Raw genomic sequence first — 22,998 nt, forward strand, 5'->3', positions numbered from 1 at the left:
GTAGGATTGTATTGAGGATATGTTATTTATTTCCTATGATTTTTATCACTTTAGTAAATGAAAAATTATTTTCTTTCTAAGAAATCTTGGTAGCTGTTTTGAGTGATCGCTTTTCCTAAGTCTTCATGTTTTTTTGCATTGTTTCCTGTTGAAATGATTTCTTTTTTACTTAGGTAGTCGTATACAAAAACATTGTCTTTACTGATGTTTCCAAATCCACGGTTGAATATATAGTGCGCATAGTGGTTTTTTGAACTTGTAAAAATGTTCTTGCTCCATTCAAATTTAGTGGTGTCTCCTTTTAGTAAAGAAAGTAAAGTATATGGGAAATCAGATTGTGATCCAAAAGTGTCTACTTGTTCGCTTGTTTTATTGAGTGCACCTCCTATCCATAACATGGGTATGTGGAATTTTTTCGGACTGTTAAAGGCACCTTCGTGCTTTGGTTGTGCGTGTCCATGGTCTGCCATAATTACAATCAATGTATTTTTCCACCAAGTTTGTTTTTTTGCATGCGCAATAAAATTTCCAATGGTTTTGTCGGTATAGGCATGGGAGCTTCTGAATTTGTCTGTGTCTGTGGTTTTTCCAAATTTATAGCTGTCTGGAAATTCAAAAGGTTCATGACTGGATAGTGTAAATAGGGTTTTGAAAAATGGTTGTTTTGTAGTTTCACGATCAAGGTCTTTTGAGAATTTGTTAAAAAGCACATGGTCATGGGCTCCCCATTTTGAATTGTGGTCTTTGCTATCAAAATCACTTTCGTCAACAAAGTAATCTACTCCACCAGATCTTAAGTAGGTTTTCATATTTCCAAAACTCAAGTCGCCACCATGGTAAAAAGAGGTGTTGTAACCTAGTTTCTCCATTTCTTTAAATAAAGAAGGAAGCGTTCTGGTTTTGCTTGGTGATTTGATGATGCTTTTGTGTGCTTGCGGGAAATAGCCACTTAATATGGCAACCAAACCTTTGTCGCTTCTGTCTCCATTAGCGTAGAAGTTCGTAAAGAACAAGCCTTCTTTTGAAAGTTGGTTTAAGTTTTCTGTAACGGTGGGTTCTCCATCCAATGCTCCAACTAGTTTGGCGGTAAGACTTTCCCAAATGATTAAAATGACATTGGGTTTGTCTGTGTTTAAAATAGTTGTAAATCTTGAGTCTATCGGGGCATTGTTTATTAATTCGTTTTCTTGTTGAATCAGTTTTTGAGCTTCTTCTATTGGTGATAATAGGAACGGATTTGTCATGTCGTAACTATTAGAGCTAACGGCATTGGCAAAATTCCAAGCGTAGTTTATGGCTGCATGATTTGCATACATTTTATCAGAAAAATAAACATTGCTGTGATTGATGGGGGTATTTTGAAGTCCGCCACGCATGATAATAACTAGGGAACCTGTGGTGAGTAGAAGAATAGGGAAATTCCAAATTGATTTTTTGCCAAAGCTTGAAAATCCTTTGTTAATGACTTTGTTGAAAATGATGCCGCAAAAAATGGAGCTAAGTATCCATGCGCCAATCGTTAAATAAAGTTCAAGAGTTGGGACAGAAGCTAGCATTTCTCCTGGGGTATTGATATAGGTTAAAGGAGTTGCATCAAGTCGTATTCCCCACGGGCCATATAAAGCCAAGTCGAATAGCAATAATAAAATCATTAGAACAATAAAGATATAGGTGTAGGTCTTTAGTATGTGTTTTAGAAATGTAGTCGAATTAAAAAGAGAGCTAATAGTGATAAGTAAAAAGGGGATACTAGCAAGGTATGCACTAAAGGCTAGGTCTAACTTGAATCCGTAAATGGGTATTTGTAGAAAGGTAGTAAAATCTAGTTCTGCAGTTTTGCTGGCGTAAAAAGCTAAAAAAGTAAATCTGGCAATGATAAAAAACAGTACCCAAACACTGAAATAATTTAAATTGAATAATAATCTGTTTTTCAAGGACTGCATATTTTTATTTTTTTTGCAAATCTCGTTAAAAAAAACGAATTGAATTATGAGGATGAAAAAAGTTCTTAAAAAATAAAAGGACTGCTTTTTGGGAAAAGCAGTCCTTTATATATGTAATAAGTCGTTATTGAATGTTATGCGTCAATATTTGCGTATTTGGCATTTCTTTCAATAAAGTCTCTACGAGGTGGTACTTCGTCTCCCATTAACATAGAGAAAACTCTATCTGCTTCAACATCACTGTCGATAACAACTTGTCTTAAGGTTCTGAATTCAGGATTCATGGTTGTGTCCCATAATTGTTCTGCGTTCATTTCTCCAAGACCTTTATAACGTTGTATATTCACAGATCCTCCTAGTTTTGTAGCAATCAAATCACGCTGGTCGTCGTCCCATGCGTATTCTCTCTTTTGTCCTTTTTTTACTAAATATAAAGGCGGTGTTGCAATATATACATAGCCTTGCTCTACCATCTCTCTCATAAATCTAAAGAAGAAAGTAAGAATTAGCGTTGCAATATGACTACCATCGACATCGGCATCACACATGATGACTACTTTGTGGTATCTTAATTTTGATAAGTTCAAAGCTTTGCTATCTTCTTCAGTTCCGATAGTTACTCCTAAAGCGGTAAACATGTTTTTGATCTCTTCGTTTTCAAAAACTTTGTGAACCATTGCTTTTTCAACGTTTAAAATTTTTCCACGCAAAGGTAAAATGGCTTGGAAATTTCTATCACGTCCTTGTTTCGCTGTTCCACCTGCCGAATCTCCCTCGACAAGGAATATCTCACATTGTTCTGGGTCTGTCTCAGAGCAATCTGATAATTTACCAGGAAGTCCGCCAATAGACATAACGGTTTTACGTTGCACCATTTCACGAGCCTTACGCGCTGCGTGTCTAGCTTGTGCTGCTAAAATTACTTTTTGAACAATTGTTTTTGCATCACCTGGGTTTTCTTCTAGGTAATCCGTTAACATTTCAGAAACTGCTTGTGATACCGCGGCAGAAACTTCTCTGTTTCCTAGTTTTGTTTTTGTTTGTCCTTCAAACTGTGGTTCTTGAACTTTTACAGAAACAATAGCTGTCAATCCTTCACGGAAATCATCACCAGCAATATCAAATTTTAGGTTTTTAAGTAAACCCGAGTTGTCTGCGTATTTCTTTAAAGTACCCGTCAGTCCTCTTCTGAATCCAGAAAGATGTGTTCCACCTTCATGTGTATTGATATTGTTTACATAAGAATGTAAGTTTTCAGAGTAAGAAGTGTTGTATACCATGGCGACTTCCACAGGAATTCCGTTTTTCTCACCTTCCATTGAAATTACACTTGCAGTCAATTGCTCACGTGTACTATCCAAGTATCTAACAAATTCACTTAATCCTTCAGAACTTGTAAATGTTTCTTTGATGTCGTTTCCTTCATCATCTTGATTTCTTTTGTCTGTTAAATGAATAACAATCCCTTTGTTAAGGTAGGATAATTCTCTTAAACGAGCAGCTAAGGTATCGTAGTTGTATTCTGTTGTTTGTTGGAAAATAGTTTTGTCTGGTGTAAAAGTTACTTCTGTACCTCTTTTATCAGTATCTCCAATTAATTTTACAGGGTATAAAGCCTTTCCTTTAGAGTATTCTTGTTCGTAAACTTGACCATTTCTAAAAACCGTAGCTCTTAAATGATCTGACAATGCGTTTACACAAGAAACACCTACACCGTGCAATCCACCAGAAACTTTATAAGAATCTTTGTCGAATTTACCTCCGGCACCAATTTTAGTCATAACAACCTCTAAGGCTGAAACTCCTTCTTTTTTGTGCATGTCAACAGGAATTCCACGACCGTCATCTAGTACGGTAATAGAGTTGTCTTCGTTGATAAAAACATCAATATTGTTACAATGTCCTGCTAGTGCTTCATCAATGGAGTTGTCAATAACTTCGTATACCAAATGGTGTAAACCTCTTACGCCAACATCTCCAATATACATGGAAGGACGCATTCTAACGTGTTCCATTCCCTCAAGGGCTTGGATGCTATCCGCAGAATACTGTTGTTTGTCTTCTATATTACTCATTATATATAATGTGTTTAGTTTTGTTTTTTATGCTGTTCAAAAACGAGCCAAACAAATATAATTAAATAAGCGTTTTTAAAAAGCTATTTGTTTAAAACTTTAAAAATTGTTGATAAATACAAAAACGCCTTAAATCGTCTAAAAAACACCTTAAATAAGAAAGTTTATTTCTTGTGTAACTCGGCTGTTTTGAAAATAACAAAAATGGATTAGCGGTTAAATTTCAGCTTTTTGAAATTGGAGGAAAACGTCAAGTTTGATAAAGTTAGCTTTGTTTTTTTTAAAATTTTAAAATGAGATTTACATTTAAAAGAGTAAACGAATGCTTTGTTTAAAATGAATTTAATTTAAAGTTAACAAGTCTCTTAGACTTGTTAGATTTGGTAATCTATAGCCGTATTTTTTTTCAAGAGGAATCCCTTCCAACTCCGCTAAAACTTTCGTAATTTTGCCGACTTAAAAGTTTGACTTGTAAACTAAATAGATAAAGATGAGTAAAATTATGACAGTCGACGTCTTGTCGAGTATTAAAGGAGCAAAACCGTCAGAAGCGGTCAATCAATTATTTGATGTGATAAAAAATGCACATCCTACAAATAATAATGCTGCTGTTAATGTCCATAATAATGCGGTTTCTTTAGATGATTTAAGAGAAGATGTTGTTATAGAAAGTTCAGCAATTGAAAAGCAAATAATTATAGAGAATTTTCCGAACGAGAAGGATGGGTATTTAGTTGTTGCTAAAGTTATAGAAGATTAACATGGAGTCTCAGATAAAAAAAATACACCAACAATTGGTGTCTAAACAGATAACTTGTACTGCTTTGGTGCAAGAAAAATTGGAGTTATTAAAACAAAACACGTACAATTCGGTCAATTCGTTGTTAGATACATTGGCGCTAGATTTGGCAGCTAAGGTAGATGCGAAGATTGCCAATGATGAAGAAATTGGTTTGCTAGAAGGAATTCCTTTTGGTATTAAAGATGTGTACATGGTTCAAGGAACCTATACAACGGCTAGTTCTGATTTGTTGAAGAAATACAAATCGGCGTATACAGCAACTGCCATTCAAAAATTATTAGATGCAGGCGCTATTCCTTTGGTAAAAGAAAATTGTGATAGTTTTGGTCATGGTTCTTCTTCTGAGAATACGATTTTTGGAGCGGTGAAAAATGCAATAAATCCTGAATTGGTAAGTGGAGGATCTAGTGGTGGTTCTGCAGTAAATGTAGCCAAAGAATATACCGTTTTTTCTATCGGAGGAGATACAGGAGGGTCTGTTCGTCAGCCAGCAGGTTACAATAATATATATGGTTTAAAACCTAGTTACGGAAGAATTTCTCGATATGGTTTGATGGCCTATGCTTCTTCAACGGATTGTGTTGGTCCTTTGGCTAAATCTATTGAAGACATTCGAATTGTTTTGAATGTAATGAGTGGAAAAGATGGAAGAGATCAAACAAGTTATGTTTCTGAAGAAATTTCAGAAGCTTCTGTTTTAGAATCAAAAGAAATTAAAACGGTAGGCTACTTTAAAAACTTTATTGAAAGTGAAGCAATTGCCCCACAGGTAAAAGCTGATTTTTTAGCAAGTATTGAAAAAATAAAAGCAAAAGGAATTGAAGTAAAAGAATTGGATTTCTTTAAATCTGATACTTTGGTTTCTACCTATTATACATTAGCAATGGCTGAAACGGCTTCCAATTTGTCTCGATTAGATGGAACAAATTATGGAAATAGGATAGAGGGTGAAAACTTAAAAGATACCTATTCAATTACACGTTCAGAAAATTTTTCAGAAGAAACAAAAAGAAGAATTGTAGGAGGAAATCAAGTTTTATCTCAAGGTTTTTCTGATGCTATTTACTTAAAAGGTTTGGCATTAAGAGATCAGATTTCTGCAAATTTCGACAAAGATTTTAAAGAAGTAGATGTGATTTTATCACCAGTAACACCGGCAAGTCCGCCTAAAATTGGAGATAGTTTAAATGATCCTTTGGCGATGTATTTGTCAGATGCTTACACGGTAGGTTTTAGTTTAGGACAACTACCAACGTTAACTGTACCTCAAGGAACAGTGACAGGGATGCAAGTTACTGCAGCCAAAAATAATGATGCAACGGTATTGAAGTTTGCTAACTTCTTAAAAGATACACTATAATGGAATTAGAACAGTTAAACGCGGCTATTGAGGCGCACGATTTAGAATTGGTCATCGGATTGGAAACACACGTTCGATTGAATACCAAAACCAAGTTATTTTGTTCTTGTCCAAATCAAGAAATAGAAACACCAAACGAAAATATTTGTTCTGTTTGTACAGGGCAAATGGGGGTTTTACCAGCTATAAATAAAGAAGCGATTACAAAAGCAATTTATTTTGGGAAGGCGGTGAATTCCACATTTTCAAATGAGGTTATTTCATGGGATCGTAAACATTACGAATATCCAGATAATCCAAAAAATATTCAAATTACACAATTTCACAATCCTGTGATTCCAGACGGACAAGTTTCTTGTTACCGTAATGATGGTTCGCAGTTTACTGTGGAGTTGACACAGGTGCATATTGAGGAAGATGCAGCCAAGTTAATGCACGAGAAGAAAGTTTCTTTGGTAGATTTTAACAAGGCCGGTGTTCCTTTGATTGAAATAGTTACAGAACCATGTGTTCGTAATATTGAAGATGCTTCAACCTATGCACAGTACATTCAACGTATTGTTCAGAATTTAAAAATATCAGAAGCCAATCTTGAAAAAGGGGAGTTCAAATCTGATGTATCCGTTTCTTTACGTAAAAAAGGAAGTACGGAATTAAATCCTAGAACGGAAATTAAAAACTTGAATTCGTTTAAGTTTATGGTGGATGCTTTGAGAGAAGAGATTGAAAAACAACTGAATTACTATACGGAGCATAAAGAATTTCGCCCAGATCAAACTACAGTTTTATGGGATGCGGATTTGAAGCAAACAAAAACCATGCGTAAAAAGGAGTTTGAAGCGGATTACCGTTTTATCTCTGAGCCTGATTTGCCATTTGTTTCAATTAAAGAGGTTGTCAATAAGATAAAAGTAGACAAAAGTGTATTGCCTTATGCTGTTGAATCAATTTTAATTGAAGGTGGTGTTTTGCCACAGGATGCCAAATTCTTTACGGCAGATTCTTTGCGTTCTGAGACTTTTGTTTCGATTAATGAAGTGTTAAATGATCCTTCATTTGTCGCAAAAACATTGTCAAATAATATCAAACCAGAAGACTATGCTAAAGTTGAAAAAGTAGAGGATTTGATCTCCATTTTCTCTTTGTTAAAAGCAGAAAAAGTAACGGTGGTTTTGGTTCAAAACGGAATCAAATCATTGTTAGCGGATGCTTCTTTTGATTATAAAAAATATTTTGCAGACAATACCATTTCTGAAGCTCAGATTCAAGAAGCAATTCAAAAAGTAATTGCAGAAAATGAAGCGGTAGCCAATGATATTAAAAACGGAAACCAAGGAAAAGCAGGAATTCTTGTTGGAAAGGTGATCGCAATTATTGGTAAAGGTGCTTCAGGAAAAGTAATTCGTCAGGGAATTTTGGATGGAGTCCAAATTGATAATTCTACGCTTTCACAAGTTCAGGGTACTGGTTCAAAAGAAGAAGTAAAGGCTAATGGCGAACAGCTAACGGCCAAGGAGGAAGAAATTCTTCCTACCATTCCTTTGATCATCAAAGAAGAATATAGAACACATAAAATTTCTGAATTATCAGAAAATATCATTTCAGAAAAAGTAACTTTAGCGGGTTGGGTATCAAGTGTACGTGATCATGGTGAATTGATTTTTATTGATTTACGTGATTCTAGCAATGAAATCTTACAAGTTCGTTTGAGTAGAGAATCTTTTCCAAACTTAGATGAGTTGGTAAAGTTGAAATCAGAATCTGTAATTACAGTTACAGGTGTTATCGTTCAACGTAAAGAAGATGATTACAATGCAGGTTTGCGTTCAGGAAAAATTGAGTTAGAAACTTCAGAATTGGAGATTTTAAACTTGTCTAGAACTTTGCCTTTTGAAATAAAAAGAGCAACACGTACCAGTGAAAATGTACGTTTCCAATACAAATTCTTAGATCACAGAAATGAAGATGTAAGAAGAGCTGTGGTAAACAGACATAGAGTGATTAAGTTGATGCGTGATATTTTAGACGAACAGGAGTTCTTAGAAATAGAAACGCCAATTTTAACGGCAGGTACCGATGAGGGAGCAAGAGAATTTATTGTTCCTACAAGAAAACAACCAGGTTCGTTTTATACATTGCCACAGGCGCCACAGCAATTTAAGCAAATGTTGATGGTGGGTGGTTTTGAAAAATATTTCCAAATAGCGCGTTGTTTCCGTGATGAAGATTCACGTGGTGACCGTCAGCCAGAATTTACACAGTTAGATATTGAAATGGCATATGCAAGTATGCAGCAAATAATCGATTTGAATACAACAATGTTCAACGAGATTGTTCAAAAAATCTATGGTAAAAAATGGATTTTAAAACCTTTTGAGGTCATTACCTACAAAGATGCGATGGATAAATATGGTTGTGATCGACCAGATTTACGTTTCGGATTGGTAATGCAAGATATTACGGAGATTGTAAAAGACACAACTTTCCAGGTATTTAGCAAGCCTATTGAAGAAGGTGGAATTGTAAAATGTATCAAAGTTTCTGCCAAAGAGCAAGGAAACAAACGTATGTCTAAAGGTCAAATTGAAAAATTGACTTCAATTGCACAAGATCACGGATTGGGTGGATTGGCTTATATTATTGTCAATGAAAACGATTTACAGTCGCCAATTATTAAATTCTTAGGAGAAGAAATTGCGGCAGGAATTATTTCAGCAACTGATGCACAAGTAGGAGATATTGTATTTTTCTCTGCAGCAGATTATGCAACGGCAAACAAAGCATTGGATGCTGTTCGTCAAGAAATGGGTGCCATGTTGCGTTTGATCAATCCTAAGGAATTACACCCTGCTTGGGTGGTTGATTTCCCTATGTTTGAAAAAACGGATGAAGGACGTTGGACATTTACACACAATCCTTTCTCTATGCCGGCTATGTACGACTTAGACAAGCATATGAATGGTAAAGAAGAGGAGATTGGAAGTATCATCGCTCAACAATACGATTTGATTTTAAATGGATATGAAATCGGTGGAGGATCTGTTCGTGCACACAAACCAGAAATATTGGAAGCTACCTATAAAAATATGGGTTACGATAAAGAAGGGATGATGAGAAGTGTTGGTACGATGTATGAAGCTTTCCATTATGGAGCACCACCACACGGAGGTATTGCCTGGGGAGTAGATAGGTTGATGATGATTTTAGAGAAAAAAGCTTCTATTAGAGAGGTAATGGCTTTCCCTAAAACTGGAAGTTCTGAAGATTTATTATTTGGAAGTCCTTCGCAATTATCAGATAAAAAAGTAGAAGAAATGAATGTGAAAATTATGAGAAAATAGTTTGAGTCATTTTATCATATTAAAAAAGCTGTCCAATTTGGATAGCTTTTTTTTTGACTTCATTTTAAAATAAAATATAAAGAAGCGGTAAAAGTAGACCGCTAAAATTGCTTTATATTTGCGGCATATTTAAAAATTGAAAATCATGAAAAATTATTTCTACGGACTTTTGGTCTTATTGATTGTTGGGTGTTCGGTTCAGCAAAAAGTAGTGCAAACGGTTCCGCAAGTTCAAAGTACTCCTGAGCCTATTGTTGAAAAAGTAAAAGTGCTCAAACGAAAAGTGGCTATTGCTCGTTTTTCAAATGAAACTCAATATGCAAAAGGTGTTTTTTACGACAAAAGTAACGACCCATTAGGGAAACAAGCTTCCGATATTTTGGCGACCAAATTGGCTGCTAGCGATAAATTTATTTTGCTAGAACGACAAGATATGGATAAGATTTTAGAAGAAATGAAATTGCAAGGCAGTGAAGGACTTCAAAAAATTGGTGCTGATTATTTAATTATTGGTTCTATAACAGAATATGGTAGAAAAAATACAGGCGATACGCATGTGTTTTCTAACAGTAAAACACAAACTGTTGAAGCAGGTTTAAATATTAGACTTGTAGATGTTTCTACAGGGCAAATTATTTATTCTGAAGAAGCTAAAGGGACGGCTGAAACAACAACAAAAACAGTTATTGGTCTTGGCGAAAGCGCTGATTTTGATGCAACATTGAGTGATAAAGCTATTTCAGGTGCGATTTCAAAATTGGTGGAAAATGTAATTAACAATTGCATGGATCGACCTTGGAAGTCTTTTATCTTGAGTGCTTCTGAAGATGGAATTTTAATTTCTGGTGGTGTTTCTCAAGGATTAAAAGTAGGCGATGTTTTTGATGTCGTTGAAGCTGGAAAAAAAATTAAGAATCCACAAACAGGAATGTTTATTGAATTGCCAGGTAAGAAAATTGCAAAAGTTAAAATTGAATTGACAGGAGGAGATACTGTTCAGAATGAATATTCTGTAGTTTCTGTTGTTGAAGGAAGTATTGATAACAGCCGTATTAATAAATATCAAATTAAAGAAATAAAATGAAAAAGCTATTAATTTTAGTGGTTGGTATTTTGTTTGCCACTGCTAGTTGTACAGGAATTAAGACGGTTACTAAAGGACTTGAAAACGAAAGTTTTTTAGTTGTTTTTGGAGATGCTAAAACTTACGAAGAAGGAGTAGATGTTATACTAGATGACCAATCTAGCTTTAAAGCTGAGGTTAGCAAAGCAAATGGCAAATTGCCTAGAGAAACAAAATATACCATTCCAACAGGGAAGCATAAATTGGAAATAAAATTTAAGAATACTACGCTTTACAGCAAAACAATTTTCACTTCTTCACAAGAAACAAAAACAATTACACTGCCATGAAAAAAAGTATGGGACTAATAGTTGTCGCTTTTATGTTTGCCTCATGTGGTGCAAAAACACCACTTTATTATTGGTCGACTTATGAAAGAGATAGTTACAATTATTTAAAAAATAACGATCAAGAATCCATCGATAAACTTGGCTTGACATATCAAAAAATTATCGACAATCATAAAAAGGGAAAATCGATAAGAAAAGAAGTGCCTCCTGGCGTATATGCCGATTATGGTTTTTTGTTGATTAAAAACAACAAAGTAAAAGAAGGAAAAGAATTATTGGCAATTGAAATAGCCATGTATCCAGAATCAAAGATTTTTGTAGAACGAATTTTAAAAATGATTGAATAATGAAAAAGATATTCGTAGTACTAAGTCTAATAACGATCACGCTTTCTAGTTGTGCAACAAGTTCAAGAATTACAAAAGCCACAGCGTACAAGGGAATGTATGAACAAAAACCTGTTTCTGTTTTGTTGATGCCACCCATTAATAAAAGTAACAATGTAGATTCTAAAGAATATTTTCATTCTACTTTATATACGCCTATTGCAAATGCGGGCTATTATGTAATTCCTCCATTTATGTCGATGGAAATTTTGAAAAAAGAGAGCGCATACGACGCAGAATTGTTTTTAAATGGAAGTTTGGCAAAGTTTGGTGAAGTTTTTGGAGCAGATTTAGCAGTCTTTACGATTATTCATGAGTGGAAAAAACACAAGCTTGGAGGAAATGTTTACGTGAAAGTAGAGTACATTATAAAATCTACAAGAACAAACGAAGTCCTTTATACCCGAATAGGAAATGTAACCTACAATACGTCAATTTCTTCAAGTGGGGGTGGACTTATGGGAGCGCTTGTAAGTTTGGCAGCGACGGCAATTAATACGGCGGCTACGAAATATGTTTCTGTAGCTAGAGCTTGTAATGAATATACCTTTGGTGATCTTCCGGCAGGAAAATACAGTCCTTATAACAAAGTAGACGGAACACAAATGTCAGGAAAAAAAGAATTTTCTGTAAATTTAAATAGCAATTCAACCTACTAGAATTGACATAAAATAGAATTTATAAAAGCCATTTTCGAATGGCTTTTTGTTTTGAAATAAGGAAAGGAATATTTTTAGGCTCAAAAATTGGTCAATTTAAAAATCTACCTTATTTTTGCAATGTAAAACAACAAAATGAAATTCAATACAAAAAATATTTGGTGGTGGAACTCTCTTAATTCATAAGTGAGAAACTACTTGTATTTTGTGTTCAACATATAATAAAAGGCTTATCTCACGATAAGCCTTTTTTGATTCATATCCGTAAGGATGAATAATAAATTATAATTAAATGGAAAAAATAAAATTTAAATCAATTACAAAAAAACGTATCGCTGATACAGTGACGCCGGTAGGTTTGTATTTGAAATTCAGAGATAAGTTTGCCAATACTTTATTGTTAGAAAGTTCTGATTATCATAGCAAAGAAGAAAGTTTTTCTTTTATCTGTATAGAGCCTATGTTAACGGTAAAAGCGGAAAATCACCATTTAAATTTGTCTTATAAGGGGAAAGAATTGGCTTCTAATAAGTTGGAAGATTTAAATTTTTATGAGCTTTTTCAACAATACACATCAACTATTGAGTTGGATTGTGACCCGGCTATAAAAGGTTTCAATGGTTTGTATGGTTATACAACTTATGATGGTGTTCAGTATTTTGAAAATATTGAATTAACATCCAAAGAAGCTCCTTCTGCAATTCCATTAATGCAGTACAGTTTTTTTAGATTCGTCATTGCCATCAATCATTTTAATGATGAGATGATTATTATTGAAAACTTAGAAGAAGGGGGAACTTCAAGAATTTCTGAAATAGAAACAATTGTAAAATCGAAAGCTTACAATACGCAAAGTTTTAATTTTGTTGGAGATGAAACTTCAAATTGTACGGATGAAGATTTTAAAAACTATGTAAAAAAAGGAAAAGAACACTGCAAACGTGGTGATGTTTTTCAAATTGTTTTGTCGAGACAGTTTCAACAAAAATTCAAAGGAGATGAATTCAATGTGTATAGAGCTTTACGTTCTATAAACCCTTCGCCTTATTTGTTTTATTTCGATTATGGAAATTTTAAACTAATGGGCTCTTCACCTGAAGCACAAATAAAAGTGAGTGGAGGTAAAGCAATTATCAATCCTATTGCCGGAACATTTAGAAGAACAGGTGATATGGCAGAAGATATCAAATTAGGGAAAAAATTATCAGAAGATAAAAAAGAAAATGCGGAACATGTAATGTTGGTCGATTTGGCCAGAAATGACATGAGTAAACATGCCGACCATGTAAGCGTTGAAGTGTTTAAAGAAGTACAATATTTTAGTCATGTTATTCATTTGGTATCTACGGTACAAGGTGATATCAAAGGAAATCCGATAGAAATTGTTGGAGATACTTTTCCTGCAGGAACTTTAAGTGGCGCGCCAAAATACAAAGCCATGCAATTAATTGATACTTATGAAAACCAAACCAGAGGTTTTTATGGAGGTGCTGTTGGGGTTATCGGATTGGATGGATCGGTGAATTTAGCCATTGCCATACGTTCTTTTGTTAGTAAAAACAATGTTTTGTATTCTCAAGCAGGTGCAGGAATTGTGATTGATTCAAGCGAAGAAAGTGAATTGCAAGAAGTAAATAATAAATTAGCAGCCTTGAAAAAAGCGTTGATTTTAGCAGAAAATATATAGATAGTATTTTGCTTTTAGCCGTTAGCCATTGGCTAATAGCGAAGAGCCAATAGTCAAAAGCAAAAAAAATGAAAATATTAATATTAGACAATTACGATTCTTTCACCTACAATTTAGTGCATTTGGTAGAAGAGATTACTGGAATTTTTCCTGATGTATTTAGAAATGATAAAATTTCTATTGCCGATGTTGGAAAGTATGATGTGATTATGCTTTCTCCTGGTCCAGGAATTCCTGATGAGGCTGGTATTTTAAAAGAAGTCATCAGAACCTATGCAGCAAGCAAACCAATTTTTGCCGTTTGTTTAGGCTTGCAAGCAATTACGGAAGTTTTTGGAGGAACCATTATCAATATGGATAAAGTTTACCATGGTGTTGCAACAGAAATGACCGTAGTTGATAAAGATGCATTGATTTTTCAAGGTTTGCCAGAAAAATTTGAAGCAGCAAGATACCATTCTTGGATCGCTCAAAATTCTGACTTTCCTAAAGAATTAAAAATTACAGCTGTAGATGATGAAGGTGGAATTATGGCATTGGAACACGAAACTTATAATGTAAGTGCTGTACAATTTCATCCAGAATCTATTTTAACGCCACTAGGAGAAAAAATGGTTCGTAATTTTATGGATAATTTAAAATAGTCTTTTACTTTTAGCCGTTAGCCATTGTCTAGCGGTCAAAAGCCAAAAATCAAAAGCTAATAGCAATGAAGAACTTATTAAACAAACTATTCCAACATCAGACTTTATCGCATAACGAGGCAAAGGCTGTATTGATTGAAATTGCCTCTGAAAAATTTAACCAAGCACACTTGGCTTCTTTTTTAACGGTTTTTATGATGCGTCCTATTACGGTTGCTGAATTGTCTGGTTTTAGAGCTGCCTTATTAGAATTAGCAGTTAAAGTCGATTTATCAGATTTTAATACCATTGATTTGTGCGGAACAGGGGGGGATGGAAAAAATACATTTAATATTTCTACACTGACTTCTTTTATAGTTGCAGGAACAGGAAATAAAGTAGCCAAACATGGTAATTATTCGGTTTCTTCAGCTTCAGGTTCTTCCAATATGTTGGAATATTTAGGCTATAAATTCACCAATGATGAGTCGGTTTTAAAAAGACAATTAGAGAAAGCTAATATTTGTTTTTTACACGCGCCATTATTTCATCCTGCTATGAAAGCTGTAGGGCCGGTTCGAAGAGAATTAGGTTTGAAAACATTTTTCAATATGTTAGGCCCCTTGGTAAATCCAAGTCAGCCCCAAAACCAATTGGTAGGTGTTTTTAATTTGGAAGTGGCCAGAACCTATAATTATTTATTGCAAGAAACAGCACTGAATTATGGTGTTTTATATGCTTTAGATGGCTATGATGAAATTTCATTGACAGGTCCGTTTAAATTATTTTCTAAAGAAGCAGAACAAACTATATATCCCACAGAATTAGGTTTGAAACGATTGGATCCTTCAGAAATATTTGGAGGAAATTCCGTTCCAGAAGCAGCAGAAATATTTAAAAGTATTTTGGATGGAAAGGGAACCGAGGCTCAGAACAATGTAGTACTAACAAATGCAGCATTTGCATTAAAAACTTTTGACAATTCGAAAAGTTTCGAAACTGCTTTTGAAGAAGCGAAAGATTCATTGTTAGGATTGAAAGCTAAAAAAGCACTAGAGTTAATTATAAGTTAGAAACTATTTTTTCGACCAATAGAGGGATTGAGAGTATATAGTATAATAAACGTTTAAACAATGACACAGTTCAACAACATGAACAATATATTAGAACAAATAGTCGCTTTTAAAAAGCAAGAAGTTGCCAAAATAAAACAAGAGGTAAGTCTGGAAAAATTGGTAAAAAGTCCGGCGTTTAAAAGAACACCGCTTTCTTTGGCAACCGCTATTACAGAAAAAGGCTCTACAGGAATTATTGCAGAATACAAACGTCAATCTCCTTCTAAAGGAATTATCAACGATACATCTACCATTCAAGAGGTAACTCAAGGCTATTTAGATGCCAATGTTGCCGCGCAATCTATTTTAACGGATACACGTTATTTTGGCGGAACAATGGTTGATTTAATGACTGCCAGAACCATCAATACTGTGCGTCCTATATTAAGAAAGGATTTTGTGGTGGATGCTTTTCAAATAGTAGAAGCAAAAGCCATTGGCGCTGATGCCGTTTTATTAATTGCAGCTTGCTTGACTAAAGAAGAATTGAAAAATTATGGGAAGTTGGCCACTGATCTTGGTTTGAGTGTTTTGTATGAAATTCATAGCAAGGAAGAGCTCGATAAAATATCAGATGTTGATGGAAAAATCATCGGAATCAACAATCGGAATTTAAAAACGTTTAAAGTTGATTTGGAACATTCCATTGCTTTGGCAGCAGAAATACCAGATACCTGTATCAAAATTTCAGAAAGTGGAATTAGCGATCCTAAAATTATTACCGGTTTGAAAGAATTCGGATTTGAAGGTTTCTTAATAGGAGAGAACTTTATGAAAACAGACAATCCAGGTTTGGCTTGTAAACAATTTATTGATCAGTTAAGATAAACTCAAGAGACTAAAAACGATAAAGATGAAGATTAAAGTTTGTGGAATGGGATCCGTAGAAAATATAGAAGCCGTAGCTGCCTTACAGCCAGATTACTTGGGTTTTATTTTCTTTGAAAAATCTGCCAGAAATTTTAATGGAACGCTGCCAATAATTTCTCCAGAAATTATAAAAACAGGTGTGTTTGTAAATGCAAGTTTTGAATTTATTCAAGAGAAAGTAAAAGACCTAGGCTTAAAGGCTGTACAGCTGCATGGAAGTGAGAACCCCGAATTTTGTGAGGCCGTTAAAAATTTGAATGTGGAGGTTTTTAAAGTGTTTTCTATAAAAGGAAATTTTGATTTTTCTGCTTTAGCTCCTTTTGAAGGGAAATTAGATTATTTCTTGTTTGACACCAAAGGCGAATTACCTGGAGGAAATGGTTATACCTTTGATTGGGAAGTACTGAAACAATATAATTCAAAAACACCGTTTATATTAAGTGGAGGAATTGGATTGGAAGAAATAGAAAAAGTAAAAGAAATTATAAAGACAGATTTGCCTATTCATGCATTAGACATCAATAGTAAATTTGAAATAGCACCGGCATCAAAAGATGTAGCAAAATTAAAAGAGTTTTTTAAAGAGTTTAAGTAAAAAAGGCAAACAGTCAAGAGCTAATACATATATGGAACCAAAATTTCAACCTACAAAAGAAGGATATTACGGACAATTCGGAGGAGCATTTATTCCAGAATTATTGTATCCAAATGTCAAAGAATTAGAAGATAATTATTTAGAAATTATTTATTCTGAGGCTTTTCAAAAAGAATATAAATATTTATTGAACCAATATGTTGGCCGTCCAACACCTTTGTATTTATCTAAAGGCTTGTCTAAAAAGTACAATGCTTCTATTTATTTAAAGCGTGAGGATTTATGCCATACAGGTGCCCATAAAGTAAACAATACGGTTGGACAGATTTTGTTGGCCAAACATTTGGGTAAAAAACGAATTATAGCGGAAACAGGAGCAGGACAGCATGGTGTTGCTACAGCAACTGTTTGTGCTTTGATGGAGTTGGAGTGTATCGTTTTTATGGGGGAAGTGGACATCAAACGTCAGGCGCCAAATGTAGCGAGAATGAAAATGTTAGGTGCTACAGTAATGCCGGCTAAAAGTGGTAGTAGAACCTTAAAAGATGCGACCAATGAAGCCATTCGCGATTGGATTGGAAACCCTGAAGATACCTATTATTTAATAGGGTCTGTAGTAGGACCGCATCCGTATCCAGACATGGTAGCGCGTTTGCAAGCTGTAATTAGTGAAGAAATTAAAGCACAACTATTAGAGCAAACAGGAAAAGAAAATCCTGATACGGTTGTGGCTTGTGTAGGTGGAGGTAGTAATGCTGCTGGGGCTTTTTATCATTATTTAGAAGATACTTCAGTAGAATTAATAGCTGTTGAAGCAGCAGGATTAGGAGTGAATAGTGGTGAAAGTGCAGCAACATCGCAACTAGGAGAAGTAGGCGTTATTCATGGAAGTAAAACTATTTTGATGCAGGATGAATACGGTCAAATTATTGAGCCTTACTCTATTTCTGCAGGATTAGATTACCCTGGAGTTGGTCCGTTACACGCTTATTTGTATGAAACTAAAAGAGCTACTTTTTTAAATGCAACAGATCAAGAAGCGTTGGATGCTGCGTATGAATTGTCAAGAGTTGAAGGAATTATTCCAGCTTTAGAGTCGGCTCATGCCTTAGCAGCTTTAAATAAAATGGACATAAAAGCGGGACAAGTTATTGTCTTAAATTTGTCGGGTAGAGGAGATAAAGATTTAGAAACCTATATTGATAATTTAAAAGAATAGCATCTTTTAAATTATGTTAAGTAAAAGAAGAATAAATACATTTATCTTTGCGGTTCTGCAAAATATTGATATTCAGTATTTGAGCTCTTTTTAGAAGGAGGAGGCAGGCAGTGCAAGTTAAATTCATTTAAAATTATTTTTTTGAAGATTGTTTTTTTAGTTAAAATTATGGGGATATGTAGTTTGAAGGAAGTGAAGGTGGCTTTGCTGTTTTTATTTTTTTCAATGCTTAGTTTTGGACAAACGATAGAGTTTACCAAAAGGACAGGGACTGATAACCCATTGGATACAGCAGATGTTGGTACAGGTATTAATTCTGCTTCTGTAGATATTGATAATGATGGCGATTTCGATTTGTTTATTGGAAATTTAGCAGGAACAATCAGGTATTATAAAAATATTAGTACAGAAGAAAATCCTAATGTTTTTGAAGAACAAGAAGCAGCAGGCAATCCATTAGCACTGGTTGCTGTTGGAGCAAATTCTAGTCCAACTTTTACAGATCTTGATGATGATGGTGATTATGATGTTTTTGTAGGTAGTGGCTCTGGAATTTCTTATTTTAAAAATGAAGGAACAATTACAACGCCTATTTTTGTTTTGAAAACAGGAAGTGAAAATCCGCTTTCGGGTTTGGTTGGTGCAAGTAATCATTCCTATTCGACTTCTTTTGTAGATATTGATGCAGATATGGATTTGGATTGTTTTATAGGTTGGATCGATTATGAATCCGCTGATACAGCAGGCATCTATTTTTATAAAAATAATGGGACAGAAGTGGCACCCGTTTTTGAAAACCAACTGAATGCTGAAAATCCATTTAGAGACTTTAACGAATTGTATCCAAACCCTGTATTCTTAGATATGGATGCGGATGAAGATTTGGATGTTTTTATAGGAAAAGGAAATGGTACTTATTCGTATTATGAAAATACAACAGAGGCAGAGGAATTAGGTTTAGATAATATTCAAAATGAAAATGTTCACTTTTTTCCAAATCCAGCGGTGTCAGATGTAACCTTTGTCGTTCAACAAGAATTTGTAAAAGTGGAATTGTTTTCTTTGTCAGGTTTGTTGGTGTATAGCGGACAAATAACGAAGGAAACCCCAAAATTAAATATTCAAAATTTTGCAGATGGAATTTATATTCTACGTTTGCAAGATGGCGAAAATAAGATCGTAAAAAAATTGGTGATTAGTAAGTAAAGGTAAATACAGAAATAAAAACTAGTAGTACCTTTGGTAAAAAGATAAACAAATGAGTGCATTAATAGAGTTATTAAAAACAAAACAAAACAGATTGTGTTCTGTGTTTTTTTCAGCAGGTTTTCCAAAACTTGAAGACACAGCAACCATTATAAAAGAATTAAGTACAAATGGCGTAGATTTTATTGAAGTAGGTTTGCCTTATTCAGATCCTCTAGCCGATGGTACAACCATTCAATACAGTAGTGCCGTTGCTTTGAAAAATGGAATTAATTTAGATGTTATTTTTGAGCAGCTAAAATCTGTTAAAAAAGAAAATACAGCACCTTTGGTTTTAATGGGATACTTGAACCAAGTTTTGAAATTTGGTGAAGAAAAATTTTGTGAAAGCTGTAGAGAATGTGGTATTGAAACGGTTATTTTACCAGATTTACCAATGATTGAATATGAAAACCATTACAAAGCTTTGTTTGCAAGTTATGGTATTTCCAATGTGTTTTTAATTACACCACAAACTTCTGATGAAAGAATTAGAAAGATTGATGAGATGACCGAAGCTTTTATTTATGTTGTGGCTTCTTCTTCTATTACTGGTGCAAAAGGTGGTATTTCTGATGGGCAAATCGCTTATTTTGAACGTATCAAAGCCATGAACTTAAAAAGTAAATTAATTGTAGGTTTTGGAATTTCTAACAAAGAAACTTTTGATACTGCTTGTGACTATATGAATGGTGCCATTATTGGTTCTGCCTTTATCAATTTTCTAGATGAAAAAGGAGTAGCGGCTATCCCTGAATTTACAAAGGGTATTTTAGCCTAAGATTTTTAAATATTAAAAGCGCCCTTTAGATTTTTCTAAAGGGCTTTTTTGTGCATATTATTTTGTCAGAATTCCTGCTAAAAGAAAAAATACAGTTTACCTTTGTGCTCTCAAAATAGATGTATGTTTGATGCGCTAAGACGTTTTTTTATAAGTGCAGATTTTTATAAAAGTCTTACCTTTTCTATAGGGGCCTTGTTGCCTATTTTAATTAGTGAGTTTTGTTACGACAATGCCACCATTGGTTTTGCCATTGCTTTAGGGGTTTTTTACAACTCGCCAACAAATGTTGCAGGTAGTGTTCGTCATAGAACCTATGGAATGCTAATCGCTATTTGTTTGACCACCTTAGCGACGCTTATAATGGGCTATGCGGTCTTTCATCTTTGGGTGTTACTTTCTGTTTTAGGTTGTCTTACTTTTTTAATTTCTTACCTATCTGTTTTTGGATTTAGAGCTTCGCTTGTTTCATTTGCAGGTTTGTTGGCTGTGGTTATTAGCTTCGGAAATTCTTATGTTCAGGTAAGTGTATTGGAATATGCATTGCTTATTGGAGCTGGAGGTGTTTGGTATTTATTCTTGGCTAGTTTTATGAACTATATCAACCCTAGAATGTATGTAGAAGAATTATTATCGGATACTTTAGAGTTGACCGCAAAATATTTGGAAGTACGTGCTAAATTATTAACAGAAACCGAGCAACGAGAACAATTAACAAAACAGTTATTCGACTACCAAGCGCAGCTTAGCGAGAAACATGAAACCCTGCGGGCAGTCATTCTAACCAAACGTCAGAAGTCGGGAGTTTCCAATAGAATTAGACGAAAATTATTGATTTTTATAGAATTGGTTGATATGTTAGAATTGGCCATTGCAAATCCGATAGACTATCAAAAATTGGACGAATTGTTTAAAGATCGACAAGAACAAATTTTGCCGTTTGTCGATTTGATTTTAGAAATGGTTTCGCAATTGGACTATATTTCGAAAGTAATTATTCGAGGAGAAAAACCAAAATCGAATAGTGAAATTCGGTTTTTGTTGAAAAAAATTAGAACTTCTATTGATGCCTATAAGGAGAAAATTGATTTAGAAAATCATAGTGAAGGGTTTTATATATTGGTTCACCTTTTTGAATACCAAGCAGAACAAGCTCATAAAATAAAAGCCATTGAACGCGCCTTAACGGTTATTTCTGGGAATAATTCTTTAAAATCTTTTACTACAGAAGACGCCAAGTTTTTAACACCTCAGGATTATGGTTTTAATAAATTAAAAGAAAATTTCAGTTTTAAGTCCTCTATTTTTAGACATTCCTTGCGTTTGTCTATTGTTATGGTTGTCGGTTTTTTAGTAGGAGAATTGTTCTCTTTTCAAAATCCTTATTGGATTTTAATTACCTTATTGGTTATTATGCGGCCTAGTTATGGCTTGACAAAAAAGCGCATGCAGCAAAGGGTTGTAGGAACTTTAATAGGAGCAGTTATTGCTTTGGTAGTAGTTTTACTGATTCAAAATACGGTGGTGTTTGCTGTGTTGGCAGCACTAACGTTGGCTTTGGCATTGGCTTTGGTTCAATTAAATTATAGAATATTTGCTGTTTTTTTAACCTTGCATATTGTGTTTCTGTATGCCGTTTATAGCCCAGATGTTATTCATGCGGTACAATTTCGAGTTATTGATACTTTGGTTGGCGCAGCTTTGGCTTTTTTATCCAATTTGTTTTTATTTCCGGCCTGGGAGTTTATGAGTATTGAAGAATCTGTGGAAAAGGTGTTGAAAGGGAATTGTAGTTATTTAAAACAGATTGATGAAACCTATCACACAAAAAAAGAAATTGATGCCGATTATAAGTTGGCGCGTAAACAGGCTTTTTTGGCTATTGGCGATTTAAATGCTGCTTTTCAAAGAATGACACAAGAACCTAAGTCGCGACAAAAATATTTTGATAAAATTTATGAAATTGTCGTTTCTAGCAATACCTTTTTATCTTCATTAGCTTCCTTAGGTACTTTTGTAAGAACCCATAAAACAACAACGGTATCTGTTTCTGTTGAGACCTTTGTAGAGAATATTTTGGGGAATCTTGAAAATGGAATTGCCCTTTTGCAAAATAAAAAAATGACGAATCTAAATGCAGAAGAGGAAATTCAAGGGGCATTGAGTTCCTTAGAAAAAAAATACGATGCACTAACAAAAGATTATGATACCATTGAGTTGAAAGGAGCTGAGGCTTTTGCCACAAAAGAAAATTTGGTTGGTGAAATTCAAGAAGCTAAATTAGTATTGGAACAAATGTCGTATTTATTTACGCTGTCAAAAAACATGATCAACCAGATAAAAGAATATCAATTAGAAAAACAAGAAGATGTATAAAAGTATTGAATTAGTCCCCTTGCAAGCGTATGCCATTTTAATGAATGATTGGAATGAAGAAATTTCTGGTTTTTTTATTGCCGAAGGATCAGAGTGGATTTTGTTACACGACAATCAAAATGATTTTATGATTGACGGTTTGCGTTTTGTCCATAAAAGAAATATCGATGAAATACTACGTGAAGAAGATGAAATTTTTAAAGAAAAAATAAGAGCCCTAAAATATCCTGATCTTTCTATAGAACATGCATACGATTTAGATGATACGGGCATATTAATTAGGCAAATACAAGCTAAAAATGAATTATTTCACTTTGATACTTATGATGAGGAGGAATTGACTTTAGGGAAGATTACAAGTGTTGCTGACAAAGATTTTGAAACAAAAACACTGACTCCTACAGCTACTTGGGGTGATGTTTGTTTTTGTGAATTTGCAGAACTAAGCTCATTAGCCATTGAAAATGATTATTTAAACTCGCTAAGTTTTTTAATCAAATAACATTTT

19 protein-coding genes are annotated in these 22,998 nt (G+C 34.2%); 17 read left to right on the forward strand and 2 right to left on the reverse strand.

What is annotated here, in order from left to right:
* Positions 1–65: 65 nt before the first annotated feature.
* Positions 66–1,652 (reverse strand): LTA synthase family protein, encoded by a 1,587-nt coding sequence (locus FGM02_RS10620; RefSeq protein WP_243739390.1) that lies wholly within the window; start codon positions 1,650–1,652, stop codon positions 66–68.
* A gap of 425 nt (positions 1,653–2,077) precedes the next feature.
* Positions 2,078–4,018 carry a DNA topoisomerase (ATP-hydrolyzing) subunit B gene (gyrB, locus tag FGM02_RS10625; RefSeq protein WP_139958360.1) on the reverse strand — a complete coding sequence of 647 codons (1,941 nt, stop codon included), beginning with the start codon at positions 4,016–4,018 and terminating at the stop codon, positions 2,078–2,080.
* A gap of 490 nt (positions 4,019–4,508) precedes the next feature.
* On the opposite strand from gyrB, the gene FGM02_RS10630 reads away from it, so the two are divergent.
* The 17 genes from FGM02_RS10630 to FGM02_RS10710 all read left to right on the forward strand — a co-directional run bounded on the left by FGM02_RS10630 (position 4,509) and on the right by FGM02_RS10710 (position 22,992).
* Positions 4,509–4,778, forward strand: a complete 270-nt coding sequence (locus tag FGM02_RS10630; RefSeq protein WP_208021506.1) for an Asp-tRNA(Asn)/Glu-tRNA(Gln) amidotransferase subunit GatC — start codon at positions 4,509–4,511, stop codon at positions 4,776–4,778.
* 1 nt (position 4,779) lies between these two features.
* Positions 4,780–6,180 (forward strand): amidase family protein, encoded by a 1,401-nt coding sequence (locus FGM02_RS10635; RefSeq protein WP_139958361.1) that lies wholly within the window; start codon positions 4,780–4,782, stop codon positions 6,178–6,180.
* On the forward strand, positions 6,180–9,521 hold the full coding sequence (gatB/aspS, locus tag FGM02_RS10640) for a bifunctional amidotransferase subunit GatB/aspartate--tRNA ligase AspS (protein WP_139958362.1): 3,342 nt from the start codon (positions 6,180–6,182) through the stop codon (positions 9,519–9,521). Before FGM02_RS10635 ends, gatB/aspS begins: the two co-directional genes overlap by 1 nt.
* A 145-nt stretch (positions 9,522–9,666) precedes the next feature.
* Positions 9,667–10,605 (forward strand): CsgG/HfaB family protein, encoded by a 939-nt coding sequence (locus tag FGM02_RS10645; protein WP_139958363.1) that lies wholly within the window; start codon positions 9,667–9,669, stop codon positions 10,603–10,605.
* Complete coding sequence (locus tag FGM02_RS10650) at positions 10,602–10,934, forward strand: hypothetical protein (RefSeq protein ID WP_139958364.1); 333 nt, start codon at positions 10,602–10,604, stop codon at positions 10,932–10,934. Before FGM02_RS10645 ends, FGM02_RS10650 begins: the two co-directional genes overlap by 4 nt.
* Positions 10,931–11,281 carry a DUF4810 domain-containing protein gene (locus tag FGM02_RS10655; RefSeq protein WP_139958365.1) on the forward strand — a complete coding sequence of 117 codons (351 nt, stop codon included), beginning with the start codon at positions 10,931–10,933 and terminating at the stop codon, positions 11,279–11,281. Before FGM02_RS10650 ends, FGM02_RS10655 begins: the two co-directional genes overlap by 4 nt.
* On the forward strand, positions 11,281–11,979 hold the full coding sequence (locus FGM02_RS10660; RefSeq protein WP_139958366.1) for a GNA1162 family protein: 699 nt from the start codon (positions 11,281–11,283) through the stop codon (positions 11,977–11,979). Before FGM02_RS10655 ends, FGM02_RS10660 begins: the two co-directional genes overlap by 1 nt.
* A gap of 292 nt (positions 11,980–12,271) precedes the next feature.
* Complete coding sequence (locus FGM02_RS10665; RefSeq protein WP_139958367.1) at positions 12,272–13,666, forward strand: anthranilate synthase component I family protein; 1,395 nt, start codon at positions 12,272–12,274, stop codon at positions 13,664–13,666.
* Positions 13,667–13,734: 68 nt separating this feature from the next.
* Positions 13,735–14,310, forward strand: a complete 576-nt coding sequence (locus FGM02_RS10670) for an anthranilate synthase component II (protein ID WP_139958368.1) — start codon at positions 13,735–13,737, stop codon at positions 14,308–14,310.
* Positions 14,311–14,375: 65 nt separating this feature from the next.
* The gene (trpD, locus tag FGM02_RS10675) at positions 14,376–15,362 is read left to right on the forward strand and encodes an anthranilate phosphoribosyltransferase (RefSeq protein ID WP_139958369.1); all 987 of its coding nucleotides are present in this window, start codon (positions 14,376–14,378) and stop codon (positions 15,360–15,362) included.
* 78 nt (positions 15,363–15,440) lie between these two features.
* Entirely contained in the window at positions 15,441–16,232 is a 792-nt protein-coding gene (gene trpC, locus FGM02_RS10680; protein WP_139958370.1) for an indole-3-glycerol phosphate synthase TrpC, read from the forward strand.
* Positions 16,233–16,257: 25 nt separating this feature from the next.
* Positions 16,258–16,869 carry a phosphoribosylanthranilate isomerase gene (locus FGM02_RS10685; RefSeq protein WP_166461166.1) on the forward strand — a complete coding sequence of 204 codons (612 nt, stop codon included), beginning with the start codon at positions 16,258–16,260 and terminating at the stop codon, positions 16,867–16,869.
* 31 nt (positions 16,870–16,900) lie between these two features.
* Entirely contained in the window at positions 16,901–18,088 is a 1,188-nt protein-coding gene (gene trpB, locus FGM02_RS10690) for a tryptophan synthase subunit beta (RefSeq protein WP_139958371.1), read from the forward strand.
* A 168-nt stretch (positions 18,089–18,256) separates the two neighbouring features.
* The gene (locus tag FGM02_RS10695) at positions 18,257–19,294 is read left to right on the forward strand and encodes a T9SS type A sorting domain-containing protein (protein WP_139958372.1); all 1,038 of its coding nucleotides are present in this window, start codon (positions 18,257–18,259) and stop codon (positions 19,292–19,294) included.
* A gap of 52 nt (positions 19,295–19,346) precedes the next feature.
* Complete coding sequence (gene trpA, locus FGM02_RS10700) at positions 19,347–20,114, forward strand: tryptophan synthase subunit alpha (protein WP_139958373.1); 768 nt, start codon at positions 19,347–19,349, stop codon at positions 20,112–20,114.
* Positions 20,115–20,237: 123 nt separating this feature from the next.
* A complete protein-coding gene (locus tag FGM02_RS10705; RefSeq protein ID WP_139958374.1) occupies positions 20,238–22,490 on the forward strand; it encodes an FUSC family protein in 2,253 nt (750 codons plus the stop codon).
* Entirely contained in the window at positions 22,483–22,992 is a 510-nt protein-coding gene (locus FGM02_RS10710) for a hypothetical protein (RefSeq protein WP_139958375.1), read from the forward strand. Before FGM02_RS10705 ends, FGM02_RS10710 begins: the two co-directional genes overlap by 8 nt.
* Positions 22,993–22,998 lie beyond the last annotated feature (6 nt).

It is taken from the genome of Flavicella sediminum, from assembly GCF_006381105.1.
GTDB classification, from domain to species: Bacteria; Bacteroidota; Bacteroidia; order Flavobacteriales; family Flavobacteriaceae; genus Flavicella; species Flavicella sediminum.